The sequence below is a fragment of the Neobacillus sp. S1115 genome (assembly GCF_055385565.1).
Genome location: NZ_AP038275.1, coordinates 4,977,026 through 5,001,523 on the forward strand (window position 1 = coordinate 4,977,026; position 24,498 = coordinate 5,001,523).

General features: G+C 40.8%; 27 protein-coding genes and 1 other annotated feature. Of the genes, 13 read left to right on the forward strand and 14 right to left on the reverse strand.

Annotation, left to right across the window (positions count from 1 at the left end):
* Positions 1–13: 13 nt before the first annotated feature.
* Entirely contained in the window at positions 14–583 is a 570-nt protein-coding gene (thpR, locus tag ACZ5B7_RS24360) for an RNA 2',3'-cyclic phosphodiesterase (RefSeq protein WP_464491274.1), read from the reverse strand.
* A 147-nt stretch (positions 584–730) separates the two neighbouring features.
* On the opposite strand from thpR, the gene cysK reads away from it, so the two are divergent.
* A complete protein-coding gene (cysK, locus tag ACZ5B7_RS24365; protein ID WP_464491275.1) occupies positions 731–1,660 on the forward strand; it encodes a cysteine synthase A in 930 nt (309 codons plus the stop codon).
* 306 nt (positions 1,661–1,966) lie between these two features.
* On the opposite strand, the gene dat is transcribed toward cysK, so the two are convergent.
* Positions 1,967–2,821: a D-amino-acid transaminase gene (gene dat, locus ACZ5B7_RS24370; protein WP_464491276.1), complete on the reverse strand. Its 855-nt coding sequence runs from the start codon at positions 2,819–2,821 to the stop codon at positions 1,967–1,969.
* A gap of 435 nt (positions 2,822–3,256) precedes the next feature.
* Between dat and ACZ5B7_RS24375 the strand changes: the two genes are divergently transcribed.
* The 4 genes from ACZ5B7_RS24375 to ACZ5B7_RS24390 all read left to right on the forward strand — a co-directional run bounded on the left by ACZ5B7_RS24375 (position 3,257) and on the right by ACZ5B7_RS24390 (position 6,512).
* Entirely contained in the window at positions 3,257–3,478 is a 222-nt protein-coding gene (locus ACZ5B7_RS24375; protein ID WP_173058944.1) for a DeoR family transcriptional regulator, read from the forward strand.
* A 141-nt stretch (positions 3,479–3,619) separates the two neighbouring features.
* Positions 3,620–4,153 carry a hypothetical protein gene (locus tag ACZ5B7_RS24380; protein ID WP_464491277.1) on the forward strand — a complete coding sequence of 178 codons (534 nt, stop codon included), beginning with the start codon at positions 3,620–3,622 and terminating at the stop codon, positions 4,151–4,153.
* 113 nt (positions 4,154–4,266) lie between these two features.
* Positions 4,267–5,637, forward strand: coding sequence for an amino acid permease (locus ACZ5B7_RS24385; RefSeq protein ID WP_464491278.1), 1,371 nt, complete (start codon positions 4,267–4,269; stop codon positions 5,635–5,637).
* A 125-nt stretch (positions 5,638–5,762) separates the two neighbouring features.
* Positions 5,763–6,512, forward strand: a complete 750-nt coding sequence (locus tag ACZ5B7_RS24390; protein WP_464491279.1) for an AAA family ATPase — start codon at positions 5,763–5,765, stop codon at positions 6,510–6,512.
* Positions 6,513–6,535: 23 nt separating this feature from the next.
* Here ACZ5B7_RS24390 and speD read toward each other — a convergent pair whose 3' ends face one another.
* Complete coding sequence (speD, locus tag ACZ5B7_RS24395; RefSeq protein ID WP_423799343.1) at positions 6,536–7,342, reverse strand: adenosylmethionine decarboxylase; 807 nt, start codon at positions 7,340–7,342, stop codon at positions 6,536–6,538.
* A 189-nt stretch (positions 7,343–7,531) separates the two neighbouring features.
* Here speD and ACZ5B7_RS24400 point away from each other — a divergent pair, with 189 nt between their 5' ends.
* Together ACZ5B7_RS24400 and ACZ5B7_RS24405 are read left to right on the forward strand one after the other, a co-directional pair.
* Complete coding sequence (locus tag ACZ5B7_RS24400; protein WP_464491280.1) at positions 7,532–8,785, forward strand: TolB family protein; 1,254 nt, start codon at positions 7,532–7,534, stop codon at positions 8,783–8,785.
* A gap of 92 nt (positions 8,786–8,877) precedes the next feature.
* Positions 8,878–9,312, forward strand: coding sequence for a Dps family protein (locus ACZ5B7_RS24405; protein WP_423799345.1), 435 nt, complete (start codon positions 8,878–8,880; stop codon positions 9,310–9,312).
* A gap of 49 nt (positions 9,313–9,361) precedes the next feature.
* Here ACZ5B7_RS24405 and ACZ5B7_RS24410 read toward each other — a convergent pair whose 3' ends face one another.
* The 5 genes from ACZ5B7_RS24410 to ACZ5B7_RS24430 all read right to left on the reverse strand — a co-directional run bounded on the left by ACZ5B7_RS24410 (position 9,362) and on the right by ACZ5B7_RS24430 (position 14,071).
* Positions 9,362–9,670 carry a hypothetical protein gene (locus tag ACZ5B7_RS24410; RefSeq protein ID WP_464491281.1) on the reverse strand — a complete coding sequence of 103 codons (309 nt, stop codon included), beginning with the start codon at positions 9,668–9,670 and terminating at the stop codon, positions 9,362–9,364.
* Entirely contained in the window at positions 9,655–10,677 is a 1,023-nt protein-coding gene (locus ACZ5B7_RS24415) for an anti-sigma factor (RefSeq protein WP_464491282.1), read from the reverse strand. Before ACZ5B7_RS24415 ends, ACZ5B7_RS24410 begins: the two co-directional genes overlap by 16 nt.
* A gap of 4 nt (positions 10,678–10,681) precedes the next feature.
* Positions 10,682–11,164, reverse strand: coding sequence for a sigma-70 family RNA polymerase sigma factor (locus tag ACZ5B7_RS24420; protein WP_464491283.1), 483 nt, complete (start codon positions 11,162–11,164; stop codon positions 10,682–10,684).
* A gap of 566 nt (positions 11,165–11,730) precedes the next feature.
* Entirely contained in the window at positions 11,731–12,450 is a 720-nt protein-coding gene (locus tag ACZ5B7_RS24425) for a pseudouridine synthase (protein ID WP_464491284.1), read from the reverse strand.
* On the reverse strand, positions 12,440–14,071 hold the full coding sequence (locus tag ACZ5B7_RS24430) for a putative polysaccharide biosynthesis protein (RefSeq protein WP_464491285.1): 1,632 nt from the start codon (positions 14,069–14,071) through the stop codon (positions 12,440–12,442). Before ACZ5B7_RS24430 ends, ACZ5B7_RS24425 begins: the two co-directional genes overlap by 11 nt.
* Positions 14,072–14,264: 193 nt before the next feature.
* Between ACZ5B7_RS24430 and ACZ5B7_RS24435 the strand changes: the two genes are divergently transcribed.
* Positions 14,265–15,539 carry a BaiN/RdsA family NAD(P)/FAD-dependent oxidoreductase gene (locus ACZ5B7_RS24435; protein ID WP_464491286.1) on the forward strand — a complete coding sequence of 425 codons (1,275 nt, stop codon included), beginning with the start codon at positions 14,265–14,267 and terminating at the stop codon, positions 15,537–15,539.
* Between the two features lie 9 nt (positions 15,540–15,548).
* Here the strand turns inward: ACZ5B7_RS24435 and ACZ5B7_RS24440 are convergent, their stop codons facing one another.
* On the reverse strand, positions 15,549–15,734 hold the full coding sequence (locus tag ACZ5B7_RS24440; RefSeq protein ID WP_213144558.1) for a sporulation protein Cse60: 186 nt from the start codon (positions 15,732–15,734) through the stop codon (positions 15,549–15,551).
* 145 nt (positions 15,735–15,879) lie between these two features.
* Here ACZ5B7_RS24440 and ACZ5B7_RS24445 point away from each other — a divergent pair, with 145 nt between their 5' ends.
* Genes ACZ5B7_RS24445 through ACZ5B7_RS24455 form a run of 3 tightly spaced genes read left to right on the forward strand, consistent with a single transcriptional unit; the run spans position 15,880 to position 17,700 of the window.
* Positions 15,880–16,296, forward strand: coding sequence for a hypothetical protein (locus ACZ5B7_RS24445; protein ID WP_464491287.1), 417 nt, complete (start codon positions 15,880–15,882; stop codon positions 16,294–16,296).
* Positions 16,296–17,183, forward strand: coding sequence for an FAD:protein FMN transferase (locus ACZ5B7_RS24450; RefSeq protein WP_464491288.1), 888 nt, complete (start codon positions 16,296–16,298; stop codon positions 17,181–17,183). The genes ACZ5B7_RS24445 and ACZ5B7_RS24450 overlap by 1 nt, the downstream gene beginning before the upstream one ends.
* The gene (locus tag ACZ5B7_RS24455; protein ID WP_464494562.1) at positions 17,176–17,700 is read left to right on the forward strand and encodes a ferric reductase-like transmembrane domain-containing protein; all 525 of its coding nucleotides are present in this window, start codon (positions 17,176–17,178) and stop codon (positions 17,698–17,700) included. The genes ACZ5B7_RS24450 and ACZ5B7_RS24455 overlap by 8 nt, the downstream gene beginning before the upstream one ends.
* Before the next feature lie 27 nt (positions 17,701–17,727).
* Here ACZ5B7_RS24455 and ACZ5B7_RS24460 read toward each other — a convergent pair whose 3' ends face one another.
* The 5 genes from ACZ5B7_RS24460 to ACZ5B7_RS24480 all read right to left on the reverse strand — a co-directional run bounded on the left by ACZ5B7_RS24460 (position 17,728) and on the right by ACZ5B7_RS24480 (position 22,735).
* On the reverse strand, positions 17,728–18,033 hold the full coding sequence (locus ACZ5B7_RS24460) for a rhodanese-like domain-containing protein (RefSeq protein WP_378584352.1): 306 nt from the start codon (positions 18,031–18,033) through the stop codon (positions 17,728–17,730).
* Between the two features lie 51 nt (positions 18,034–18,084).
* Positions 18,085–20,502 carry a leucine--tRNA ligase gene (leuS, locus tag ACZ5B7_RS24465; protein ID WP_464491289.1) on the reverse strand — a complete coding sequence of 806 codons (2,418 nt, stop codon included), beginning with the start codon at positions 20,500–20,502 and terminating at the stop codon, positions 18,085–18,087.
* A 41-nt stretch (positions 20,503–20,543) separates the two neighbouring features.
* Positions 20,544–20,764: a binding site (T-box leader), on the reverse strand.
* Positions 20,765–20,906: 142 nt separating this feature from the next.
* Positions 20,907–22,094, reverse strand: coding sequence for an MDR family MFS transporter (locus tag ACZ5B7_RS24470; RefSeq protein WP_464491290.1), 1,188 nt, complete (start codon positions 22,092–22,094; stop codon positions 20,907–20,909).
* Between the two features lie 192 nt (positions 22,095–22,286).
* Positions 22,287–22,457, reverse strand: coding sequence for a glycogen biosynthesis protein GlgD (locus ACZ5B7_RS24475; RefSeq protein ID WP_464491291.1), 171 nt, complete (start codon positions 22,455–22,457; stop codon positions 22,287–22,289).
* Entirely contained in the window at positions 22,454–22,735 is a 282-nt protein-coding gene (locus ACZ5B7_RS24480) for a YtzC family protein (RefSeq protein ID WP_464491292.1), read from the reverse strand. The genes ACZ5B7_RS24475 and ACZ5B7_RS24480 overlap by 4 nt, the downstream gene beginning before the upstream one ends.
* Positions 22,736–22,935: 200 nt before the next feature.
* Here ACZ5B7_RS24480 and mnmL point away from each other — a divergent pair, with 200 nt between their 5' ends.
* Together mnmL and mnmM are read left to right on the forward strand one after the other, a co-directional pair.
* On the forward strand, positions 22,936–23,898 hold the full coding sequence (mnmL, locus tag ACZ5B7_RS24485; protein ID WP_464491293.1) for a tRNA modification radical SAM protein MnmL/YtqA: 963 nt from the start codon (positions 22,936–22,938) through the stop codon (positions 23,896–23,898).
* Complete coding sequence (gene mnmM / locus ACZ5B7_RS24490) at positions 23,895–24,467, forward strand: tRNA 5-(aminomethyl)-2-thiouridylate-methyltransferase MnmM (protein ID WP_464491294.1); 573 nt, start codon at positions 23,895–23,897, stop codon at positions 24,465–24,467. Before mnmL ends, mnmM begins: the two co-directional genes overlap by 4 nt.
* The last annotated feature ends 31 nt before the right edge of the window (positions 24,468–24,498 follow it).

Below are 24,498 nucleotides of genomic sequence, written 5' to 3' on the forward strand. Positions count from 1 at the left end.
TAACCAACCTTTTTTATGTTTGTAAAGGAAAAAGTTTAATGGCTTCATATTTCGGTGTTTGATTAAGATGGGTTTGATATAACACCACTTCTCCAGCTAGAAATGGGAGCGGTTCGGGCTGAAGCTCTTCCCAAATTGTGAGCTGCTCCTTTTGGAAGGGAACGTCTCCACGCCATTTTCTTGCCATTGTGATATGTGGGCGAAAAGGCCTCTTTTCGAGTGCAAATCCTGCTCCCTCGCATGCTTGGAATACCTTTTTTCGAAGGGCTTGCAACTCGGGGCTTTCTTCTGTATCCGCCCAAAACACTCGCGGGGAATCCTTCGCACCGAATATCCCCAGGTCATTAATTTTAAGTGTAAATGCTTGTTCAGATTTTATGGCTGATTTGACATTGTTTACGGAAGCTTCAAGCTTTTCAGCTGGTGCAGACCCAAGGAACGCCAATGTGATGTGCAGGTCCAGATGGTGCACCCAGCGCTGGAAAGGAAGCGCTGTCCTTAATTGTTCGATATGATTTTTCAGAATTCCTTTCGTTTCTTTAGGAATTCTTATAGCATAGAAAAAATGAGTTTGATGTTCCACCGGCTTTTTTCATTCCTTTATTTCCATTTTAGTATTTTTTCTTCTCATTATATCTATTTTGCAACAAAGATTATCCGATATTTTTTACATTGAAATTATTTTTATTTATTATAGAAAGTAGAAGTAAAGGAAAGGTAGGTCCCAATAGTGAAAGTTGTCAGTAATATTGCAGATTTAATTGGAGAAACACCTTTAGTCAAACTCAATCGGATTGCTCCTAGAGACGGGGCCTCAGTTTATTTGAAGCTGGAATATTTTAATCCAAGTAAAAGTGTAAAGGACCGAGCTGCTTTTAATATGATTGCAGAAGCAGAGAAGGCAGGAAAGTTAACTCCTGGTGCAACAATCATTGAGCCGACAAGCGGTAACACAGGAATCGGGCTGGCCATGAATGCAGCGGCACGCGGATATAAAGCCATTATTATCATGCCTGATACAATGACCAAGGAACGCATTAATATCTTAAAAGCTTACGGGGCTGAGGTTGTGCTTACCCCAGGAGATGAAAAAATGCCAGGTGCCATTAGGAAGGCGCAGGAACTTGCCGCTGAAATACCAAACAGTTTTATTCCAATGCAGTTTGAAAATGAAGCAAATCCCAATGCACATCGGACTTCCACGGCTTTGGAGATTGTCGAGGCTGTTAAAGAAATTGGCAAGCCGCTTGGAGCGTTTGTTGCAACAGCGGGAACAGGTGGTACGATTACCGGGACTGGTGAAGTGTTAAAGGAGCATTTTGCGAATATAACCGTCCACGTCGTCGAACCAAAGGGATCGCCTGTTTTATCAGGGGGCAAACCCGGAAAGCACAAGCTTGTCGGAACAAGCCCGGGATTTATTCCGGAGATTCTGAATCAGGATGTTTATGATGAAATTCATCAAATTAGCGATGAAGATGCCTACGATATTGCGCGGAGATTAGCGACGGAGGAAGGAATACTCGTCGGCCCGTCATCAGGCGGAGCCTGCTTTGCCGCTCTACAGGTTGCCAAGCGTTTATCTCCTGATGAAATCGTTATCTGCATCGCCTGTGATACAGGAGAACGGTATTTATCGAGTGATTTGTTTCAGTTTTAATCCATAGGGCCTCATGATTGGACAACCTGGTTTATTCTCGGATATGTTTGGTTTACTCTCGGATACGTTTGGTTTACTCTCGGATAAGCTCGGTTTACTCTCGGACAAGCTCGGTTTACTCTCGGATAAGCTCGGTTTACTCTCGGATAAGCTCGGTTTACTCTCGGATACGCCCGGTTTACTCTCGGATAAGCTCGGTTTACTCTCGGATAAGCTCGGTTTACTCTCGGATAAGCTCGGTTTACTCTCGAAAGCCGATTATTCTCTAATATAAAAAGACGTGGAACCTAATCCACGTCTTTTCCCTTATAACGATCCGCATTGTTTTTCAATTTCTTGAGTAAATAAATCCTGTAATCTGCTTGTTAACGGGCCGGGAACCCCGTTTCCAACCTTTTTGCCCGCAACTTCAATGATTGGCATAACCTCACCTGTTGTACTTGATAAGAACACTTCATCAGCAGCAGCCAATTCATCCAGCGTAAAGGTCCGTTCCTTAGCCGAGATATTGTTGGCAGCACAGACCTGCAAAACAACGTCCTTGGTAATCCCTTTTAAAATCAAGTTATCCGATTGATGCGTGATGACCACGCCATTTTTCACAATAAAGATATTAGTAGAGCTTCCTTCGGTCACATCCTGTCCACGATGCAGGATTGCTTCAAAGCAGCCCTTCTCAGCGGCCTGTTGTTTGGCAAGGATACTGCCGAGCAAATTTAAGCTTTTTATGTCACAGCGAAGCCAGCGGATATCCTCTGTAAGTATCGTTTTCACACCATTTTTCAAATTCTCAGCCGGCCTTGGAAGCTCCTTCGTATAGGCAGTCAGGGCCGGTAAAACTTCTTTTGCCGGAAAAGAATGATTACGAGGCGCAACACCCCTAGTAACCTGCATATAAACGATGCCGGTATGCAGCTTATTCTTACCAACCATTTCCTCCAGCATTTCTGATAATTGTTCTTTAGAGTATGGTAGCATTATGCCAATACTTTCTGAACTTTTTACAAAGCGATCCAAATGCTCATTAATGGTAAACATTTTTCCGTTATAGACGCGAATGACCTCATATACTCCATCACCAAATTGATAGCCGCGGTCTTCAATGTCGACCATAGCTTCTGACCGGTCTATCAGTGTACCGTTTAAAATGACAAAATTCATATTCAATACTCCTTTTTGTCTGCTTTTTATACTATTTTACCAATATTTTCGTAAAAAACGTAGTCACGGACATCCTGTTTACATTTATTCAAAGTTTAAACAGAGTAATTTTTACTAAAAATTCAAAAAATTATCATAATCCAAACATGTATCCCCATACCTTATAGTATAAAAATAAAAAAGGAGGCAGAAAATCTAAAAAATTTGAAACCTTGTATGCATTTTTACGTAAACTTTACTATTGTGGTAGAAATTTTCTGAAATTATGGGTACAATATGGGTAGATGTATGACATCTAAGTACCACTTCAATGATTCCAAAAAAGGAGATGTCTGCGCGGAAAAGAAAACTACATATGTTGAAGAATCTTCTTCAAAGAGGCTGTCGGTAGAGGGATTAAGCCATAGGTTTGAAAAAAGGATAGGGAGTGGTTCTTTGAAACCTTCAACTAACCGGATGTTAAACCGCATCAAATGTATCTACATGTTTATCCGCAATAACGGCACTGTAACAACGCAGGAACTTGTAGAGGAATTTGGTATCACTCCTCGCACCATACAACGAGATTTAAATGTCTTAGCCTACAATGACTTGGTAATCAGCCCAAGCCGCGGAAAATGGACAACAACAGAAAAGAAAGTGAAGATGTCATCTTAAATTATCAACTAAAATTTCATTTGAACATAAAAACAGCACAGGGAAAAATTGCCTGTGCTGTTTTGTTTTGTTTAACAAGGGAATCACCCCTTTTGGCAGAATATTATAAATAGGTAAACAATCTAAAAGGCGGAATTTATCATGAATATTTATAGCGACTCTTCTATTCTGACTGAAGGAGATGTGAAATTCCTTCTTAATCTATTGCCAAATAATTTAGAACTTCTTCCTGATATTTATCTTTTCGAAAATTGCCAATCTGTAGTTTCATTAATAGGTGCTCACGCCAGCCTGTTTGAACGCTACAGTCTATTAAAATCTATTATTCAAAAAGGAGTTTTTTCAACTTTTAACTTTAAACATAATATAATATTCATTTACCTTTTTAATTTACCTTATAAAGATAAGCATTTAGTCAAGCTCCATGGTGCCTATTGTTTATTTCATGAAATCCGTCACCATCAGCAGTTTTCCCTTAATAAACAGCAGTTTCGTTCATATTCATTAAATTCAGGACCCTACAGCCAACAATGGGTTGAAAAAGACGCAAACCAATTTGCCGTCAGGTGGATGAGAAAAAACCGGAAATCTATTAATGAAAAATTTCATCTCTCACATTCCTCATGGGATATTAGAGTAAATGAACATAATCGGCTTAGAATCGTTGCACATTAATATTACTAGTATAATATTTTCTTTGACAAACGAAGAAAAAATGGTATATTAGTATAAAATACTTTAGCACTTAAAAGCGTTTAAGTAAAAAAGAAAAAGTAGGTCGGATTATTGTGAAAAAAGGTCAACAGGATTTAAAAAAAGGGCTATTGCCGAGACATGTACAGTTTATGGCATTAGCAGGAATGATTGGAACGGGTATTTTTAAAGGAAGCTCAGATACGTTGCATATTGCCGGTCCGAGTGTCATTATCACCTATTTAATCGGCGGACTGTTATTGTTTATCGTTATGGCGGCATTGGGAGAGATGGCGCTAGCAAACCCCAATTACAACGTCCAGCATCTTGTCCATAAAGCCTTTGGATTCCGCTTTTCCTTTATCGTCGGTTGGCTTTATTGGATTAACTGGATTCTCGTCACCATCGTGGAACTCCTGGCCGCAGGAAGCTTCTTGCAATTTTGGTTTCCGACTGCCCCGCTATGGCTACTAAGTTTTATATGCGCAGCGGTAATAGTTGGGATCAATCTTTTTCAAGTAAAATATTATGGTGAACTTGAATTTTGGTTTGCCGGAATCAAAATCCTTGCCTTAGTGGCTTTTATTATATTAGGAGCGTTACTGATATTTGGATTTATTCCAAGCACCGTACATGACCCGGTATCAAATTATACAGGAAACGGTGGATTTTTCCCTAATGGTATTGGCGGGATCATGAGCGCCTTTTTGGTTGTTATGTTTTCATATGGAGGCGCAGAGCTAATTGGAGTTGCCGTTACAGAAACGAAAGACAGTGAGCGTGTTCTGCCGCAAATTATTAAAGGTGCCATTTTCCGTGTAATCATTTTTTACATTTTTCCAATCCTTATTATTTGCGGAATTATGCCTTGGAATAAGGTAACCGGCGAGGATAGCCCCTTCGTTCAGGTATTCAGCAGCGCCGGACTGCCGGGTGCGGCCCACATCATGAATTTTGTATTGTTAACAGCTGTTTTGTCTGCTGCCAATTCTGGCATTTATGCAACTTCAAGGACACTGTTTTCAATGGCCCAAAGTGGTGTAGCACCGAAAGGGCTAGCCAAGACATCTGCAAACGGAATTCCTATTGCAGGGATCTCCATTACAAGTGTTTTTATTGCAGCGGGGGTTTATCTTGCCTATTTAACACCCAGCCAGGTCATCAGTTATCTAATGACCATCCCCGGATTTACAATCATGTTAATTTGGATTAGTATTTGCCTTGCGCAATTAAAGCTCCGCCCATATTATAACGAAAAACCGAGATTTCTAGTAAAATGGTTCCCGTACACTACCATTTTCGCTGTTATTTCTCTAAGTACCATTTTTATTATGTTTTTGCTTAACCCTAACAATTTAATTGGGTCAAGTGTTTGTGTAATTACTGTTGGAGTATTAGTTATCCTTTCATTTTTTACACAAAACAGAGGAACTAATCTAAACATAAATCCATCTAGTTCTATATAAACAAAAAGAGGAGGAAGACTTACATGTCTGCCTTTTCTTTTTGTTTCGAAGTGGCTTTGCGATAGTAATACAGTAATTTAGTTCCAAAAGTGATAAAATGATAAAAACGCCTTGAGGTAGTCCAGATGAATTTTATTGGTAGTCAATATCTTAGAAGCATCAAATTAAAAAAGGAAAAAATTCCTTCAAAAAGATATCCTTTTAATCTGTCATGCTTAAAAAATTTGGATGAACTATTTTTTCATCCAAAGGTTACTTTTCTTGTCGGGGAAAACGGAATGGGTAAATCCACATTATTAGAGGCCGTTGCGGTCGCACTTGGTTTTAACCCGGAAGGAGGTTCCTTCAATTTTAATTTTTCCACCTATGACTCCCATTCAGAACTTGGAGAATATCTTAAAGTTATTAAAGGCGCAGAAAAACCGCGGGATGGTTTTTTCCTAAGAGCGGAAAGCTTTTATAATGTGGCTTCTAATATTGAAGAGATGGACCGAGAAATCCTTGGCGGGCGGGTGATTGACTCTTTCGGGGGTATTTCTCTTCATGAACAGTCTCATGGTGAGGCTTTTTTTGCCACGTTCCTTCATCGTTTTCGCGGCAATGGAATCTATATTTTGGACGAGCCGGAAGCAGCTCTATCACCGCTGAGGCAAATGTCGATGCTGACGCGGATTCATGATTTAGTGAATGAGAATTCCCAATTTATCATTGCTACCCATTCACCAATCATCATGGCCTACCCTAATGCGAGAATTTTCGAGTTCACTGAAGATGGCATTAGGGAAAGCCGGCTCGAGAACACAAATCATTACAGGCTTATGAAGCAGTTTTTTGAGGATAAAAATAGGATGCTGCATCATTTATTAAATGAGTAAAGCTCAGGAGAACCTGAGCTTTTTTAGATAATATTTTTTCCATAAAAGATTTCGTCCATTTCAAACTTAATTCTCTCTGTTATTTCAATAACCTCATCAGGTGACAATCTATCTTTTGTATAGCCAAATAAATAATGATTAAGGTCAAATTCCCTCAGCTTACATTTGGTGTGAAAAATGTTCTCTTGATAGACATTCACGTCAATCATATCAAACATTTCACCGACGTCCTCAGGAATATAGTTTTGGATGGAGCTAATTTCATGATCAATGAACAGCTTATATCCATCCTTATCACGCGTAAAGCCTCGAACACGGTAATCAATTGTCATCACGTCCGTTTCAAAAGAACGGATTAAATAATGGAGCGCCTTAAGAGGCGAAATCTCTCCGCATGTAGAAACATCTATGTCTGCTCGAAATGTGCTGATTCCCTCGTCAGGATGATATTCAGGGTATGTATGAACGGTAATGTGACTTTTATCTAATTGGAGGACTACAGATTCCATCAACGGACCAGGTGATTCCTCAAAGATTTCAGACGGTGCATTTTCAACCGGGCCTTCCGATACTAAGATCGTGACACTTGCTCCCGCAGGCTCGAAATCCTGACTCGCGATGTTTAATACATGTGCTCCTATAATGTCTGCTACATCCTTTAATATCCTAGTTAACCGCTCTGCACTGTATTGCTCGTCGATATATTTTAAATATGCTTCCCTCTCTTCTCTCGTTCTTGTAAAACAAATATCATACATATTAAAACTTAATGATTTCGTCAAGTTATTAAAGCCGTGTAATTCGATACGTTGTTGATGTGTTAATTTCATTTCACTTCCCCCTAAAGACCTTTTTCGCTTATAAATAATATTAATTTACCCATTAATCGTCATTTTTATGGGAATTATCATTTAGAAACAGGTGCAAAGTGTTGCCTCTGTTTTATTTTTTGAAGAAAACCCTAATTTTTTTCAAATTTCGGAGGAAAATAATTGAAGGATTGACAATGAGGTGAAGAAATGAAAAAAAGGTTTTTGATAGTATTGATCTTCCTAATACTAATGCCGAACTTTGCAAGAGCAGAGCCAAGAAGCAACAAGGGGATGGTTGCCTTTGTAAGGGATGGGTTCCTCTGGACAAAAATAGATGGTAAGGAAGAAAAAATTACAAAAGAGCCGGCAAAATATCCATATCCGCCCCAATGGTCCCATGATGGCAAATGGATTGTGTATCAAGTCGAACCTAAAGAGAAGCTTAGTCCCAATGTAGAATTTCAGACGGAGGTTTGGGTATACAATCTAGAAACGAAAAAACATAAGAGAATAACTCTAGATGGAACTAATCCGAAATGGTCCCCAGTGGAAAACCTTGTTGCTTTTAAAAGCGGCGGTGTCTTAAATGTCTCGAATCTTGAATCTTTTTATAATATTGCCCTTGGTGTGGGAGACTACAATTGGTTTCCGGATGGACGGTCTTTCATCACAAGCTCGGGGGCTTCCCTAAGGCCTGATGGATGGACCAATCCTATTCTCTACAAGATTGGGCTTGAAAGGAATTTAGACAAAATCACCAGCCTCACTAAGAATGTGAACAAGTTTTATACCATTCCCAGTGAATTGAAAAAAGGGGACATCAGTTTGTTAGCAATTGATGCGACTGATTTTAAATTTTCTCCTGATGGAAAATGGATTTCCTTTATGGTCAGCCCTACTGCCTCTTGGTCAATGGACAGCAATTTGGTTTGTATTATCTCGTCTGATGGGCAAACGTTTGAGGTTTTAGACGAAATTATTTGGGAAGTGGGGGCACCCAAATGGGCGTTTAAGCAAAATCGGATTGGATATATCGCGGGAGGCGGGAGAATTGTCTCCGGCTTTAAGAACAAAGATATGAAGGTCACGGATCTGCCTGCCTTTCAAACCACCAGCCTGACACCAGCCCATTTTGCAGAATTAGGCTTCTCTTGGAAGGATGACCATTCTCTTTATGTCTCAAGGGTAAAAGAAAGTGAATGGTCAAATAACCCAAAACAGCGGCCTGACCCATCGTTATTTTTTATAAAAATCGGTGATTCATCACAGAAACAAATTACCTATCCGCCAAAGGACTCTGGAGATTACGATCCAATATATCTTCCTGCAGCTGGTAAAATAACTTGGCTGCGATATCAGGATATAGCCATGACAACAAGAGACTTATGGATTTCAGACCCTGATGGTAAAAACGCCAAGGTATGGATTAAAAACGTCGGGGGCTATGATTTTTTTGAGTAAAAATCCTTATTTATAATTATTATAATTTAGTATTAATTATAATCTTATATATGTTATAATTGAAACAGATAGAAAAATAGGAGGAATGCTAAATGACACTAGAGAAAGTTCTTAACCAACAAATTGCAAACTGGAATGTATTATATACAAAGCTTCACCGTTTTCACTGGTATGTAAAGGGACCTCACTTCTTTACATTACATGCTAAATTTGAGGAATTATATGAGGAAGCCGCAGCAACCATTGATGAATTTGCTGAGCAATTACTTACCATCGGCGGCAGCCCAGTCTCAACCTTGAAGGAATATTTGGAAATCGCAACAATCAAGGAAACTACAGATACTTTGAAGGCTGAGGAAATGGTCCAGTCCATTGTAAAGGACTTCACACAAATCATCGCTGAATTACAAGCTGGAATGGAAACAGCTGAACAAAACAATGACGAAGTAACCAGCGACATGTTCTTGGGACTGAAAGGCAAACTTGAGAAACATAACTGGATGTTAAAAGCCTTTTTAGGTGCTTAATCAAAAAAAAATAGGACAAGGCATTGTGTGATGCTTTGTCCTATTTTTATTAAGGTTTATAATTTATTCCAAGCGATGAAATGATCATTAATAAGGTAAAAATGAGCAGAAAGATGTTAAGGGAAAGACCCCAGATGGCATACAGTCGCGATCTTTTTAATGCAAATAGACCAATGACTCCAAGAAAAAATCCCACAATCGGCATCTGGATAATAAAGACTCCAGGGAAAACTTTTTCTTTTATTAACAGAGCCACATTTAAACCGGCCAATGATATTAATGCAACCAAAAAAGAAAGAAATCCTGAAATGGTGGGGAGGCGTCTATCCCCCCTTTTTTTCTTTACTCCCAGTTCCATAATTTCACTTCCCCCACTTTCACTGCACGAATTTCCTTTAAGTCTTGCAATTTTCTTAATTCCTCCGTTGGTCCGGTAATAACCACCCCATACACATTTATTCCGTGTTTTTTAATGTAGGCCAGCCTGCTTTTTAAAGCTAAGGACTTGGCACGGGCCACTTTTTCTGCAACCGGTTCGTTTTTTTCCAGCAAAGATAAAATGTCCACAAACACCTCTTCATTGGTTTGCTCGTCTGTCCTAAATGGGGACCAAATCGTTGGATCATATTGTGCCGGGTAGCCGAGCGCCGTTATAGGTACCCCCTCTTTATCTACCTGGGCCGCTTCCATTCCCGTATCAACAGCCAGCCAACGAAGCTCCATATTTTTTGGCAATTGCTTTTGTAACACATCCGGCTTCATTAACTCGTTTAATGACACATAGACTTCGGCAACAGTTCCGTCCGGCAGTTTATTTAAAATGTCCCATTGATCTGTTTTATTAAATGGAATAGAAGCCTTCGGGTGAAACAACACTTCGGTTTCCTTGTCAGGATTTTCAGGCAATGGACGGTCTAAAAGCATATTCTTCTTTGGAAAATTAGGATGGTCTAGAAAAAAATCGATTTCATAGTATCCCGCCCGATAATTCTCTTTCCCAATTCTTTTAAAAACATCAAAGCTTATATTCATAGAAAAAAAACCAATTTCATCTTCCAGCTTTATTTTTTCTAAGCCCATATTGGGTTCCGTTACATAGATTGTTTTTGTGACTACGTCTATCAGATGGTCCGCACGCCCGCCGATAGCGTAATACAAAGAGGTCATTAAAGTCATGACGGGAACGATTAATAAGATAATAGCAAGGCTGATCATGATATTTGTTCTTCGGGCCCTATTCTTACCGATCGTAACGATTTCAGTTTGACTATTTTTACAATAAGGTTGTATTTCACTTACTTCATTCAGTGTTTCATTAAGAAGTTTTTGGTAATCATCTTCAAATTGATTCTTATCCTCGCTCATCTAACTACTTCCTTTCCTTCACTCTTTCGATTACTTTTTTCCGTCCCCTATGTAAATGGCTTTTCAGTGTATTTAAGTTCATTTCCAAAATTTCTGCAGACTCACCGTAAGAAAGCTGGTGTAAATCGCATAGCAGCAGAACATGCTTTTCCTGTTCCTTTAATGAGTGAATATCATTAATCAACAATTGAAAACTTTCTTTTTCCAGCAATCTTTTTTCAGGCGTTTCTTTAGATGAATGCCGCTCTTCTTTAGGTTCCTGAATGACGAACCGTTTATTTTTCCTTTGCAAATCAATGAAGGCATGGTAGGCGACCTTAAACAGCCACGCCCGGATATTTGAGATTTCATAGTCCTCTAGATGCAAATAGGCTCGGTAAAAGGTTTCCTGAACCAAATCCTCAGCGAAAAAATGATCCTTTGAAAGGGAGTACAGATATCGGTATAAATCATTTACATTGTCGCGGTATACTTGATCTAGCTCCACTTTTGTTCCCCCTTTCACCATAACCACGTTTAACGATAGCAAAAGGTTGCAGTTTTGGAAAATTTTTTAATGTAGGTATGAGAATTCATAGGCGGAGAATTTCCTGCTAATGTATACAGCGGAGGCTTAGAAGCGGAGATAAGCGGAGATATTCCGATTAACTGCTCTAAATAAGACAAAATCCAAAGATTAGGATAATATAAACGGAAAAGCTCCCCTTATTTTTAAGGAAATATGGGTATTTCCCAATTTAGCCGGAATTTCTCCGTTTAATTTTTCATACGCAGTGAAATCAACATTCAGTTCAAACAAAGCCTAACCTTAAATAAACTTTCTGTATTTCAATTTGCATGTAAAAATGTAGTGTATTTTGCTGCGAAACACTGGCTATTGTACCCCCACATTTTAAAATACAAATTGCACTTTAAATTCTCCCAAAATTATTATCAAAATCCCTTTATATTAACAAAAATAGACCTCCAAAATACAATTTGAAGGTCATTTTGCAATTCATTTTTAATGTTTGCGACAGTAAACGGAACCCGTTAGAAATTTAGGCTGCTTTTTTAAGTCAACTGGTAATTTTTTAATAACTCTAGTTCTTCATCTGACAATTCCCGATATTCTCCGAGTTCGAGCGTTTCATCCAGCTGCAATGGTCCCATCGATATCCGCTGTAAATAGACGACTCTTTTGCCCACAGCTTCGAACATTCTTTTCACTTGATGAAATTTCCCTTCGGTAATTGTCAGCTCGATATCTGAGCGGATACCGGATTTTATGATTTTCAGCTCACCAGGCTTGGTCAAATAGCCATCATCTAGGACAACACCTTTTGCGAAGGCTTTCACATCGTCCTCTGTTACTTCACGATCAATAACAGCAAAATAGGTTTTCGGAACATGCTTTTTCGGTGATAGAAGTCGATGCGCCAATTGACCATCATTGGTAATCAACAGCAAGCCCTCTGTGTCCTTGTCGAGACGGCCGACAGGAAACGGTTCATACACCTGATCCTCCATCTCCAGTAAATCAATGACGGTTTCATCTACGTTATCCTCTGTTGCAGAAATTACTCCTGGGGGCTTGTTCATCATTAAATAGATAAATTCTTTGTATTCAATCACTTCCCCGTTTAATGTCACGGTTTGTGTATTTGGATCCACATGCTGCTTGGCATCCTTGATGACAACATCATCTACTTTAACAGCACCATTTTTCAGAAGCTGTTTGACTTCCTTACGGCTGCCAAAGCCAAGGTTGGCAAGCATTTTATCAATTCTCAACAGCTTTTCTCCTTCCAAATAATTTTAATTTGGATAGTAAACGGTCTACTCTATTTCCAAATAAGCGGCGGGCCAGACCCGATTTTACTCCAAGGTAAAAATAAATACCAGCGCCAACCCCTGCACTTATTAAAATAATGGCCACAGATTGAAGCTTTGATTCCGGTGATAAAAATAACAATAAAAATCGATAAACAACCTCGGTGCCAACCCACATCAGTCCGGCAAAAATGGCAATCAATAAGCTTCTCCGCCAAACCAGCCGGAACGGATATTTGGCAAATTTCTTAATGATAATGATATTAATGATTATGGAGGCTGTGTAGCCAAGTGTCGTTGCCAACACCGCCCCTTTTATTTCCATCAGCTCAATCAGGGGTATATTTAAGGTTAATTTGATTAATAAGCCGACAAGCAAACTCAATATCGTAAAACGCTGTTCATTGATTCCCTGCAGGATTGCGGCTGTTACAGAGTAAAGCGAAAACAATATCGCAACAGGAGCATATGTGCTTAAAACTCCCGCGCCCAATAAATTATGTTCATAAAACGCCGTATAGACAGGCTCAGCCAGCAAAGAAAGCCCGATTGCTGCCGGCAACGTCAAAAACAAAAGCACTTGAAAGGTTTGGTTCAACTGATGATTTAAACTTTTTCCATTCCCCTCCACAAACGCCTTTGTGATGCTTGGGACAAGCGCTAAAGAAAAGCCTATAGCTAACGAAACAGGGATAATGACGATTTTATGCGATTCAAAATTCAAAATAGAAAAATAATCTTCCGCCACTTTTGCCTTTCCGATGGCAGCCATGGCCTTCGTAAAGGTAAATTGATCAATTGCTTGAAACAATGGATTAGCAATTCCAACCAGCACAAACGGAAAAGCAGAAATAAAGATTTCCTTGTAAATTTCCTTTAGTGATATATCTATTGTGCCTTTGTCATGGGTTAGAAGTTCGTCCAAATGTGGCTTTCGTTTATACCAATACCAAAATAAAACGAGCAAGCCCCCGATAGCCCCGGTAAAGGCGGCAAAGGTTGCAACACTGACGGCGGTAACCATTTTTCCATGAAAAACTTGAAGGACGATATAGGCTCCCAAAAGCGTAAAGGTAATCCTCACGATTTGTTCGATTACCTGAGAAAGAGCCGAAGGCCCCATTGATTGATGGCCCTGAAAATAGCCTCTAATGAGACTCATAAATGGAACCACTATTAAGGCAAAGCTGACTGCTCGCATGACAGTGGTAACATTTCCTATGTTTGCTTTTTCATCACCTATACTCATTTCCGCTAAAACGGGTGCAGCAATATACATTACCAAGAAGGCGGCAAAACCAGTTGCCAGCATGATCACTAAGCCGGATTTAAACAACTTCCTGCCAACCGCATACTCTTCGAGTGCATTATATTTGGAAATAAATTTAGAAACAGCCAGCGGAACTCCGGCCGTTGCAATACTGATAAAAATGGTATATGGGACATACGAAAATTGGTAAAGAACTGTCCCTTCCCGGCCAACTATTTGAAAGAATGGAATAACATAAATAAGTCCGAGAATTTTTGAAAGAATCGTTCCAACTGTTAATATAAAGGTTCCTCTTAATAGCTTAGATTGCATAGAATCCCTTCCTGCTTGCAGAAATACGTGCGCATTCGTTTAGAAAAAATTCGACTTTTTTTGCACACTATTGATAGTTTACAACTTCTTCTCCCTCGATGCTACTCACAACCAAAGCAAATTTATGAAAAGTCGTTTATTTTCCTTATGTTATGCTTATAATGAAGTGAATATATTTTAAGTTGGTGTATATATGGAATTTGATTGTATAGTCATAGGCGGCGGGCCATCCGGACTAATGGCAGCCATCGCCGCAGGGGAAAAAGGCGCTAAGGTGCTATTAATTGATAAAGGGGACAAGCTTGGCCGAAAGCTAGCGATCTCCGGCGGCGGGCGCTGCAATGTCACAAACCGCCTGCCTGTTGAAGAAATTATTAAGCATATTCCCGGAAACGGCAAGTTTTTATATAGCGCTTTTTCGATATTTAATAATGAAGATATCATTCGTTTCTTTGAAGGGTTGGGAATTACCTTAAAGGAAGAAGACCATGGGCGGATGTTTCCGGTAACAGACAAAGCCCAATCAGTCGTCGAAGCACTGTTATCTCAATTAGAAAAATTACAGGTTAAAATTTTTAAAAATTGCGCTGTCGCCGAGGTCTTATATGAAAATGGACAAACCGCAGGAGTCCTGTTAAGGGACGGACAAACGATTGCCGCGAAATCGGTTGTAATTGCAGTCGGGGGCAAATCCGTTCCGCATACAGGGTCAACCGGGGATGGCTATGCCTGGGCAGAGAAAGCTGGCCATAATATTACAGATTTGTTCCCTACCGAAGTGCCAGTAACTTCCGCTGAGTCTTTTATTAAAAATAAAACCCTTCAAGGTTTGTCACTCCGGGATATTGAACTAAGTGTATTGAACCCAAAAGGGAAACCCTTGATTTCCCACCGTATGGACATGATTTTTACCCATTTCGGAATCAGTGGGCCGGCCGTTCTGCGCTGCAGCCAGTTTATTGTCAAGGCGATGAAAAAGTGGAATTTAACACAGGTAACAATGAGTCTTGATGCTCTCCCTGACCGCAACGAGGAAGAGATTTTTCAAGAGATGATGAAGCTTGTAAAAGCCGAACCGAAAAAAAGCATCAAAAATACGTTAAAAGGATTATTACCTGAACGGTACCTGCTATTTCTGCTCGAACAAAACGAGATTGATACTTCGGCACAGGGCGGAACGATTGCGCATGAAAAAATCCGCAGTTTCGCTAAGAACTGCAAGCAGTTCGAATTTAAAGTGAATGGAACGCTCTCAATCGAAAAGGCATTTGTCACCGGCGGGGGTGTCTCTGTCAAAGAAATAGACCCAAAAACAATGGGATCGAAACTTATGAATGGTTTATATTTTTGCGGAGAAATCCTTGATATCCATGGATATACGGGCGGATATAATATTACCTCTGCACTTGTGACCGGGAGACTTGCAGGGACCAACGCTGCCCTCTCTGCCAAAAAACAATGGGCCTGATTCTTTATATCAGGCCCGGTAAATAATCATCGCCGAAAAACAATAAATCTGATCTTCCTCCTCATCTTCCTGAAATGCCGCAACATTATATTTAATATCCAAGAGACTCTTATCATCCAAACCTCTTAAAAAGCTATTCATTTCTTTCTCCAAATCCTTCTCATGCTCACGGTCAAACAACTTTACCTGAATCATCGGGCTCTCCCTTTCTTTTTTTCTATCATTATGACCATTTTCTCAAAATTTTAAAAATTAACTTCCGCTAAAAATTAAGATGAAGTTAAGGTTAAGCCTATACACTTCTTTTTGTAGGTTGTTAGTTCAGAAAGGAGAGATTCACTTGGATAAAAAACAAAAGATTTCCTGGGGAGTTAGCTTCGGGAGTTTAGCATTAGTAGCAGGAATGATGTCATATCTAGGATTTTCAAACGGCAGCAATCCATTTACCGCGAATCAGGGGGCTGCCTTGCTGCAGCAGGATGGGTCCGGAAACCAGCCACAGCAATTTGGAACCCAATCTGGGCAGGGAGAGAACAGCTTTGGCTCCCAATCCCAAGATAGGCAAGGAAGCTTTGGATTCCGGCATGGCCATGACCGTTTTGGCGGGGATTATTCCGGACAAACAAACGGAGATAATGGCTCCTTTGACTCCAGCAGCGGGTTCTCTCAAGATGACAACGGGCAAAATCAATTTTCAAATAGCGACTCTGGATTTGGGCATCATGGGAGCTTTGACACAACGACAGGTGGCACCTGATGTTTAACTATCAATTTAACTCGATGAGTACTACAGTTAAAATTGCCATTAGCTATGAGCTTTCTAACCATGATTTGAGCTTAATCTATCAGCTATTTGAATTAATTGAAAAAACCTGCAGCCGCTTTAGAAGCGACAGTGAGTTGTCCCTTTTAAACAGGCAAATTGAAAAGGAGGCCATTGTCTCCTCTGAAATGTTTTCGATTTTAACGGAAGCGGATAAATTTTTCTGGGAGTCAAACGGAATCTTCAATCCAGGGATTTTATCTGCTCTTGAAACAAATGGATATTATCAATCTATTGAATTTGTCAGAGGTCAAAATATGGACCTGCCTCTAGATGCTGTTGGGGTAACATCCCAGCCATTTAAGTTAAACCGGGAGCGGCAGGCAGTTACGCTGCACACGAAAATCGACCTTGGCGGCATTGCCAAGGGATGGGTGATTGACCGTGCCGCTGAAATGCTCGAAAAATATGGCTATGGATTCATCAATGTTGGCGGTGACATGCGAATTTTTGGAACACTGCCCCGCCCGCTGAACATCGGGATTGAACATCCAATGAATCTATCCAATATGATTTCTTCTGTTCAGGTTCACGAAGGGGCCATCGCCACTTCTACTTCAGCAAAGCGAAAGTGGTTTGTAAATGGAAAATTAAAGCACCATTTAATTGACACAAGAACAGGTCATTCATCCGAAAGTTCCATTATTTCCGCCACTATCACTGCCCCGACTGCTATAGAAGCGGATGTTTGGGCTAAAATCATCCTTTTAATTGGGGAAAAGGACGGACCGGGAAAGGTTTTGGAAAAAGGACTTGGAGCCGTTTTAATCAATCAAAACTGCGGCATCTGGAAAGGAGGAAATTTATTTGGAAATGTTTGAGTGGTACCTAATACGTACGACAGGAACTATTGCCTATGTATTGCTTTACTTGTCTGTCATGATTGGTCTTTACACACAAGTACAGAAAAAACGAAAGCAAAAAATTGCTGTACCTTTAATCTGGCATGAGTCATTGTCGAACTGGGCTTTTATCCTTACTTTAGGACATGTCGTCATTACACTTATTGATCAGTATATGTCATTTCAGTGGTTCGAAGTGCTGATTCCATTTCAAACAGACTATCAGCCAATCCCAATGGCACTAGGCATACTTGCCCTCTACTTCTTGATTTTAACCATAGTAACATCAAAGGCTCGGAAAGCAATCGGCTATCAGGCTTTCCGGAAAGTACATGCTTTAAACCCGATTCTATATATTTTTACAACCATGCATGGACTCATGATGGGTTCAGATTTTCAAGGGATTATTGTAGCAGCTGTAAACCTTCTTCCATTTATGTTTTTTGGGATTTTGCTATTAAAAGATAAAAAGGAACTTGACGCTCCATATTCATAAAAAAAACCGATTCCAAAAAGGAATCGGTTATTCTGTTTCACCCGTCCACTCAAGCATGCCGCCGACCATGTTGCGGACCTTATATCCTTGCTCCTGCAGGTAATGGCAGACATTACCGCTGCGGCCGCTGGAACGGCAGATAAATATATATTCTTTGTCTTTATCAAAATAATCGAGATGTATCGGGATATCGCCCATTTTGATATGCTTGGCACCTGGAATCATGCCCATAGCAACCTCGTGGTCTTCCCTGACATCCACCATTTCAGGTTTTTCTCCTGCTTCAAGCTTCTTTTTCAATTCCTCAGTAGTGATTGTTTTGATTTCTTCCATTTTATCCATCCCCTTCAAAAGAGGCTGCCCCAAGGACAGCCTCCTATAATATTAGTTAGCGACAATGTTTACAAGTTTTCCTGGAACAGTAATCACTTTGCGAACAGTTTTCCCTTCGATTTGTTCCTTAACCCGGTCATCATCCATTGCAATTCCTTCAAGTGCTTCTTTACTTGCATCAGTCGGAACCAATAGCTTCGCTTTTACTTTGCCGTTGACCTGAATCACGATTTCAACTTCGTTATCCACTAGCTTTGCTTCATCATATGCAGGCCAAGCTTCATAGGAAATTGTATCATTATGCCCTAGTTTTTCCCAAAGTTCCTCAGCAATATGCGGTGCCACTGGTGAAAGAAGCTTAACAAAGCCTTCGATGAAATGCTTTGGAAGAACAGTTGCTTTATATGCTTCATTAATGAATACCATCATCTGAGAAATGGCAGTGTTGAAGCGCATTCCTTCGTAATCCTCAGTTACTTTCTTTACGGTTTGATGGTAGGCTTTTTCCAGATTGGAAGCCTCTTCGTTCGGCTGAATTTTTGGATTCAATTCACCGTTTTCCTCTACCAGCAAACGCCAGATACGGTCGAGGAAGCGGCGGGATCCATCTAAGCCGTTTGTGGACCAAGCGATTGAAGCATCAAGCGGTCCCATAAACATTTCATATAGGCGCAGCGTATCTGCACCGTGGGTATTGACGATGTCATCCGGATTGACGACGTTGCCTTTTGATTTACTCATTTTCTCATTGTTTTCACCAAGAATCATTCCTTGGTTAAACAGCTTTTGGAATGGTTCCTTAGTTGACACAACGCCGATATCATACAAGAATTTATGCCAGAAACGTGAATATAGCAAATGAAGTACGGCATGCTCTGCACCGCCAACATAAATATCAACTGGAAGCCATTGCTTTAATTTTTCCGGTGAAGCTAATGCTTCCTTATTGTTCGGATCAATATAGCGCAAGAAGTACCAGCAGCTGCCAGCCCACTGCGGCATCGTGTTGGTTTCACGGCGGCCCTTTTTGCCTGTAACAGGGTCAACCACATTTACCCAATCCTTAATATTGGCTAGCGGTGATTCACCTGTCCCGGACGGTCTGATTTCGGTTGTTTTTGGCAGCATTAATGGAAGCTCTTCTTCAGGTACGGCTGTCATGGTGCCGTCTTCCCATTGAATAATTGGAATCGGTTCACCCCAATAACGCTGGCGGCTAAACAGCCAGTCGCGGAGACGGAAGGTTACCTTCTTCGTACCAATGCCCTTTTCCTCAAGCCAGGAAATCATTTTTTTAATCGCATCTACTTTGTTTAGACCATTTAAGAAATCGGAATTGACGTGTTCGCCATCACCGGTATAGGCTTCTTTCTCGACATCTCCGCCGGCAACAACTTCCTTAATTGGCAGTTCAAATTTTCTCGCAAATTCATAGTCGCGTTCATCGTGTGCAGGAACGGCCATAATCGCACCGGTACCGTAGCTGACTAATACATAATCGGCAATCCAGATTGGCATTTTCTCGCCGTTAGTAGGATTGATGGCGTAGGCGCCCGTGAATACCCCTGTTTTTTCCTTTGCAAGGTCGGTACGCTCGAGGTCACTCTTTGATTTTACTTTATCTAAATAAGCGTCAACCGCCTCCCGCTGCTCAGCAGTTGTAATTTTATCCACCAAAGCATGCTCTGGAGCAAGCACAGCATAAGTGGCACCAAATAGTGTATCAGGGCGGGTCGTAAATACCGTGAAGGTTTCATTGTGTCCATCGATTTGGAAAGTCACTTCCGCACCCTCGGAACGGCCAATCCAGTTCCGCTGCATTTCCTTCAAGCTTTCCGGCCAGTCCAGTTCTTCTAGATCTTCAAGTAGACGATCGGCATAAGCTGTAATTTTTAAAATCCACTGTCTCATTGGACGGCGTTCAACCGGATGGCCTCCGCGTTCACTTTTTCCATCAATGACTTCTTCGTTGGCTAAAACAGTTCCAAGCGCTGGACACCAGTTGACCGGTACCTCATCAACATAGGCGAGACCTTTTTCCCATAGCTTCAAGAAAATCCATTGTGTCCATTTGTAGTACTCAGGGTCAGTCGTATTGACTTCGCGATCCCAGTCATAGGAAAAACCAAGAGATTTAATTTGTCTGCGAAATGTGTCAATGTTTTTCGCAGTAAATTCAGCAGGGTCATTGCCTGTATCTAGAGCGTATTGTTCAGCAGGCAGCCCGAATGCATCCCAGCCCATTGGGTGAAGGACATTATAGCCCTGCATCCGTTTCATCCGTGAAAGGATATCCGTTGCAGTATAACCTTCCGGATGCCCCACATGCAGTCCGGCCCCTGACGGATATGGGAACATATCTAAAGCGTAGAATTTCCGTTTGCCCGGCTCTTCGCTTGTTTTAAATGTTTTTTCTTCTTCCCATTTCTTTTGCCACTTCTTTTCGATTTGTTGATGATCGAAACTCATATCTGTAATCCTCCTTAAAAAATAAAAAACCTCTCATCCCCAACAGGGACGAGAGGACTGTATGTATCTTCCCGCGGTACCACCCACATTAGTGCAATGCACTCGCTTCATTAATCCTTAACGCGGAAAACGGCAAACATTACTTTTCATTCATGCCTGCAACTCCTAGGCGAGTTCATGACCCTCCCGGTTGACTTGCACCTGCCGTCAACTCTCTAAATACGGGACTTAAATCACTACTACTCCTACTCACTGTTATTAAAATATAAATATAACGTAATTGTATTAAATTTTCTAACAGTATGCAAGTAAACTTGAGCCTATTTTCATGGTTGACAGGGATACTTGATTTTAAACATTAAAAACCACAGTCAATCAGCTGTGGTTTTGGTTGCGTAAAGTATTTATAACGCTTTTGCCGTCACCTGCTCTTGTGTTTTCAAATGACGGTCATATATTAGCGTGGTAACAATCGCGATGATAAATAATCCGATTAAAATTGTGAATAAAGCAGACATGCTGTACAAATCAACAATGACGCCGCCAAGGAGTGGTCCAATCATTCTTCCGCCGGTTGCTGTACTGTTAACAATGCCTTGATAAAATCCTTCGCGGCCCTTAGGAGCAAGAGCGAAGGCTAAGGTTGGCACCGCCGGCCAAACGAACATTTCCCCAATTGTTAAAATAATCATTGCGGCTAGGAAGCCGGAAAAAGCCCCCGCATTTCCAGCAACTATAAATGATATGATAAAGATGGCGATTCCAATCAGAATTTGCACCTTAAGGGAAGCACTAAGATGTTTTAAAATACCATTTAAAACAGGCTGCCCCAATACGATTAATGCCCCGTTTATCGTCCATAACAAGCTATATTGTGTGAGGGTGATGTTGATTTCCTGCGTATAGGAAGCAATTGTTGTGGTCCACTGGACATACGCAACCCAGCATAGTAAATATCCCGTACTAATAATAAGTAAAGCTTGCAGGTTGGCTTTGCTTTTTATGGTTGGAGCAGTTTTGGTGTTAGTTTCACGCTTAGCTGAGTCAACCACAATTCCTTTATATCCGAAAACTGCGATAAATAAAAAGATCACATACATGATGGTATTAGCTAGGAAGATTAGCTGGAAGGAATAGTCGGCAACAATGCCTCCTAAAGCAGTACCAACAGCAACCCCGAGGTTTTGTGCAACATAGAGGGCATTAAAGGATTTCCGGCCTCCTTCTCGCCAAACCGAACCTGCCATGGCATACATCGAAGGAAAAATAATACCTGTTCCAAAACCAACAATAGTTAAAAAGACAACGTAGGATGGCCAGCTATGCCAGATGGTTAATCCCACCAAGGCTAGAAGTGAAATTCCAATTCCCAGCAGAATCGATTTATAACCGCCTAGTTTATCATATAAATTTCCACCAAACAGATTTCCGATTACGGTGGCTCCTGCATTTAACATCAGGACGATTCCCGCTACCGATAGGGACTTACCTAAATAATCGTGAATATAGATTGTATTTAAAGGCCATAAAAAAGAAGAGCCTATTACATTCACTGCCATCCCAATGATTAAAAGCCATAAGGCACGTGGCATGAAAAACGCTCCTTTGATAAAAAATATTTCGATATCCTTGGTAATTTTATCCCTTTTTTAGTAGCACCGCAATCATTTTCGATTACCATTTTTCGCATGGAAGAGATTATGAAAAAATTGATTCGTTGAGGTTTTGTAAATGGAAAAAATCCCTCAACAATACGTTGAGAGATTTTGACAAATTTATGAAGATTAATTATTTTCCTGGTGGAATTTCGATTTTACAGGCTGCCCGCCAGTTTGTTCATACTTCTTTTTAGCTTGTTTAATGATGTCTGTATCTTGTCCAAACTCAATGTCCTGATTGTTAATTCCGTTCCGCGTTTTTTGTTCAGGGTTTTGCTGTTTTGAACGTTTTTTCAAAACTGTTCTCCTCCTCGGGTCCCTTGTAAAATCAAACTATTTTGCAGCTGCTGAACCTGCATTCTCATTCTGTGCAGCTGTTCCCGCTGTTGTCCATTAGCGCTATGAGCCATCGTACAGATATCCTGATACGTCTGCTCAAGATTTTGCAGCGCCGTCGTATAATCATTATCATTGTAATGCTCCTGAAGACTGCTTTGCTTATACTGCTGCTCGGCGCAGCGAAGACAATCCTCCACCTGCTGAGTTAAGTTTTCCATTGATTCGCGAGTAGCCATGTAAGAACCCCCTTCTTGATATGGCGCGACTTAAAATCACTAATTGAAGCGCACTGCTTCATTTCTTATTTTGTTCCTCAATCTTTTTCCTATTACACGATTAAATTGATAAATCCTGGCAGTGATTAATACAGTTGGATAAGGAATTCCTTCATGATAAAATTGAATTTATGCAATTAAATATAAAGGAGTTTTCCTGAATGCTTCAGACAAAACCTTTTCCATATGCAACTGATGATAAGCGTTACCATACATGGAACTATCACCTGCGCCAGCAATTTGGGCACAAGGTATTTAAAGTAGCCTTAGACGGCGGCTTTGACTGCCCGAATCGTGACGGTACCGTTGCCCACGGCGGCTGTACGTTTTGCAGCGCCGCAGGTTCAGGCGATTTTGCCGGAAACCGGGTCGAAAGCTTGGAGAAACAATTCAACGGTATAAAGACAAAAATGCACACGAAATGGAAAGACGGCAAATATATGGCCTACTTCCAAGCATTCACCAACACCCATGCTCCTGTCGAGGTTCTTCGTGAAAAATACGAAACGGTTCTTAAGCAGGAAGGAGTGGTAGGTTTGTCGATTGCAACACGGCCTGACTGCCTTCCTGATGATGTTGTGGAATACTTAGCCGAACTAAATGAAAGAACTTATCTATGGGTTGAGCTTGGCTTGCAGACTGTTCATGAACGAACCGCTGGGCTCATCAATCGTGCCCATGATTTTCAGTGTTATGTCAATGGTATGGCCAAATTAAGAAAGCATGGTATTAGAATTTGCACCCATATTATTAACGGACTCCCGCTTGAAACCTATGACATGATGATGGAAACTGCGCGAGAGGTCGCAAAGTTGGATGTGCAGGGCATTAAAATCCACCTTCTGCATCTGTTAAAAGGAACACCAATGGTAAAGCAATACGAAAAAGGCATGCTCGAGTTTTTATCAAAGGAAGACTATGTAAACTTAGTATGTGACCAATTGGAAATTTTACCGCCGGAAATGATTGTTCACCGAATTACCGGTGACGGACCGATTGATTTAATGGTTGGACCGATGTGGAGCGTTAATAAGTGGGAAGTCTTAAACAGTATTGATGCGGAATTAAAAAGACGGGACAGCTGGCAAGGTAAGTTTTTTCAAAAGGAGTTTGTTGACCGATGAAACTGGAAAGAATTCTTCCCTATGCCAGAAAACTACTTCAAAAAGCAGTTAGCGAAGGGGATATAGTTGTGGATGCGACATTAGGGAATGGGCATGATACTGTATTTCTCGCTGACCTGGTTGGAGAAAGCGGCCATGTTTTCGGTTTTGATGTTCAGGAACAAGCAGTCCAGGCTGCTCAAGATCGATTAAAACAGCAAATGCTGTCAGAAAGGGCCACTCTTTTTCACGCCGGTCATGAAAAATCCGCCGAGCTTATACCAGCTGTTTATCACAGTAAGATTACGGGTGCTGTTTTTAACCTCGGCTACATGCCTGGCAGCGACAAAACGATTGTCACTCGGCCCGGAACAACCATCACCGCGATCGAACAATTACTTGAACTGATGGCTCCTGAAGGAATTATCGTTCTTGTTATATACCATGGTCATGAAGGAGGCGCGATTGAGCGCGATGCCCTTTTGGAATACTGCCGCAGCCTGGACCAAAATATAGCCCATGTCCTGCAATATCAATTCATCAATCAAAAAAATAATCCGCCATTTATTGTGGCGATTGAAAAAAAATAGCAAAAACCAGGCGGGTGCCTGGTTTTTTATT

Coding starts and splice junctions, on each gene's coding strand:
- ACZ5B7_RS24435 (WP_464491286.1), top strand. CDS start 14,265: ATGGAATTTGATTGTATAGTCATAGGCGGCGGGCCATCCGGACTAATG.
- ACZ5B7_RS24460 (WP_378584352.1), bottom strand. CDS start 18,033: ATGGAAGAAATCAAAACAATCACTACTGAGGAATTGAAAAAGAAGCTT.
- ACZ5B7_RS24405 (WP_423799345.1), top strand. CDS start 8,878: ATGACACTAGAGAAAGTTCTTAACCAACAAATTGCAAACTGGAATGTA.
- speD (WP_423799343.1), bottom strand. CDS start 7,342: ATGAAATTAACACATCAACAACGTATCGAATTACACGGCTTTAATAAC.
- ACZ5B7_RS24400 (WP_464491280.1), top strand. CDS start 7,532: ATGAAAAAAAGGTTTTTGATAGTATTGATCTTCCTAATACTAATGCCG.
- ACZ5B7_RS24480 (WP_464491292.1), bottom strand. CDS start 22,735: ATGGCTACTCGCGAATCAATGGAAAACTTAACTCAGCAGGTGGAGGAT.
- ACZ5B7_RS24450 (WP_464491288.1), top strand. CDS start 16,296: ATGTTTAACTATCAATTTAACTCGATGAGTACTACAGTTAAAATTGCC.
- ACZ5B7_RS24455 (WP_464494562.1), top strand. CDS start 17,176: ATGTTTGAGTGGTACCTAATACGTACGACAGGAACTATTGCCTATGTA.
- leuS (WP_464491289.1), bottom strand. CDS start 20,502: ATGAGTTTCGATCATCAACAAATCGAAAAGAAGTGGCAAAAGAAATGG.
- mnmM (WP_464491294.1), top strand. CDS start 23,895: ATGAAACTGGAAAGAATTCTTCCCTATGCCAGAAAACTACTTCAAAAA.
- ACZ5B7_RS24390 (WP_464491279.1), top strand. CDS start 5,763: ATGAATTTTATTGGTAGTCAATATCTTAGAAGCATCAAATTAAAAAAG.
- ACZ5B7_RS24410 (WP_464491281.1), bottom strand. CDS start 9,670: ATGGAACTGGGAGTAAAGAAAAAAAGGGGGGATAGACGCCTCCCCACC.
- ACZ5B7_RS24430 (WP_464491285.1), bottom strand. CDS start 14,071: ATGCAATCTAAGCTATTAAGAGGAACCTTTATATTAACAGTTGGAACG.
- dat (WP_464491276.1), bottom strand. CDS start 2,821: ATGAATTTTGTCATTTTAAACGGTACACTGATAGACCGGTCAGAAGCT.
- ACZ5B7_RS24470 (WP_464491290.1), bottom strand. CDS start 22,094: ATGCCACGTGCCTTATGGCTTTTAATCATTGGGATGGCAGTGAATGTA.
- ACZ5B7_RS24380 (WP_464491277.1), top strand. CDS start 3,620: ATGAATATTTATAGCGACTCTTCTATTCTGACTGAAGGAGATGTGAAA.
- ACZ5B7_RS24440 (WP_213144558.1), bottom strand. CDS start 15,734: ATGATTCAGGTAAAGTTGTTTGACCGTGAGCATGAGAAGGATTTGGAG.
- mnmL (WP_464491293.1), top strand. CDS start 22,936: ATGCTTCAGACAAAACCTTTTCCATATGCAACTGATGATAAGCGTTAC.
- ACZ5B7_RS24415 (WP_464491282.1), bottom strand. CDS start 10,677: ATGAGCGAGGATAAGAATCAATTTGAAGATGATTACCAAAAACTTCTT.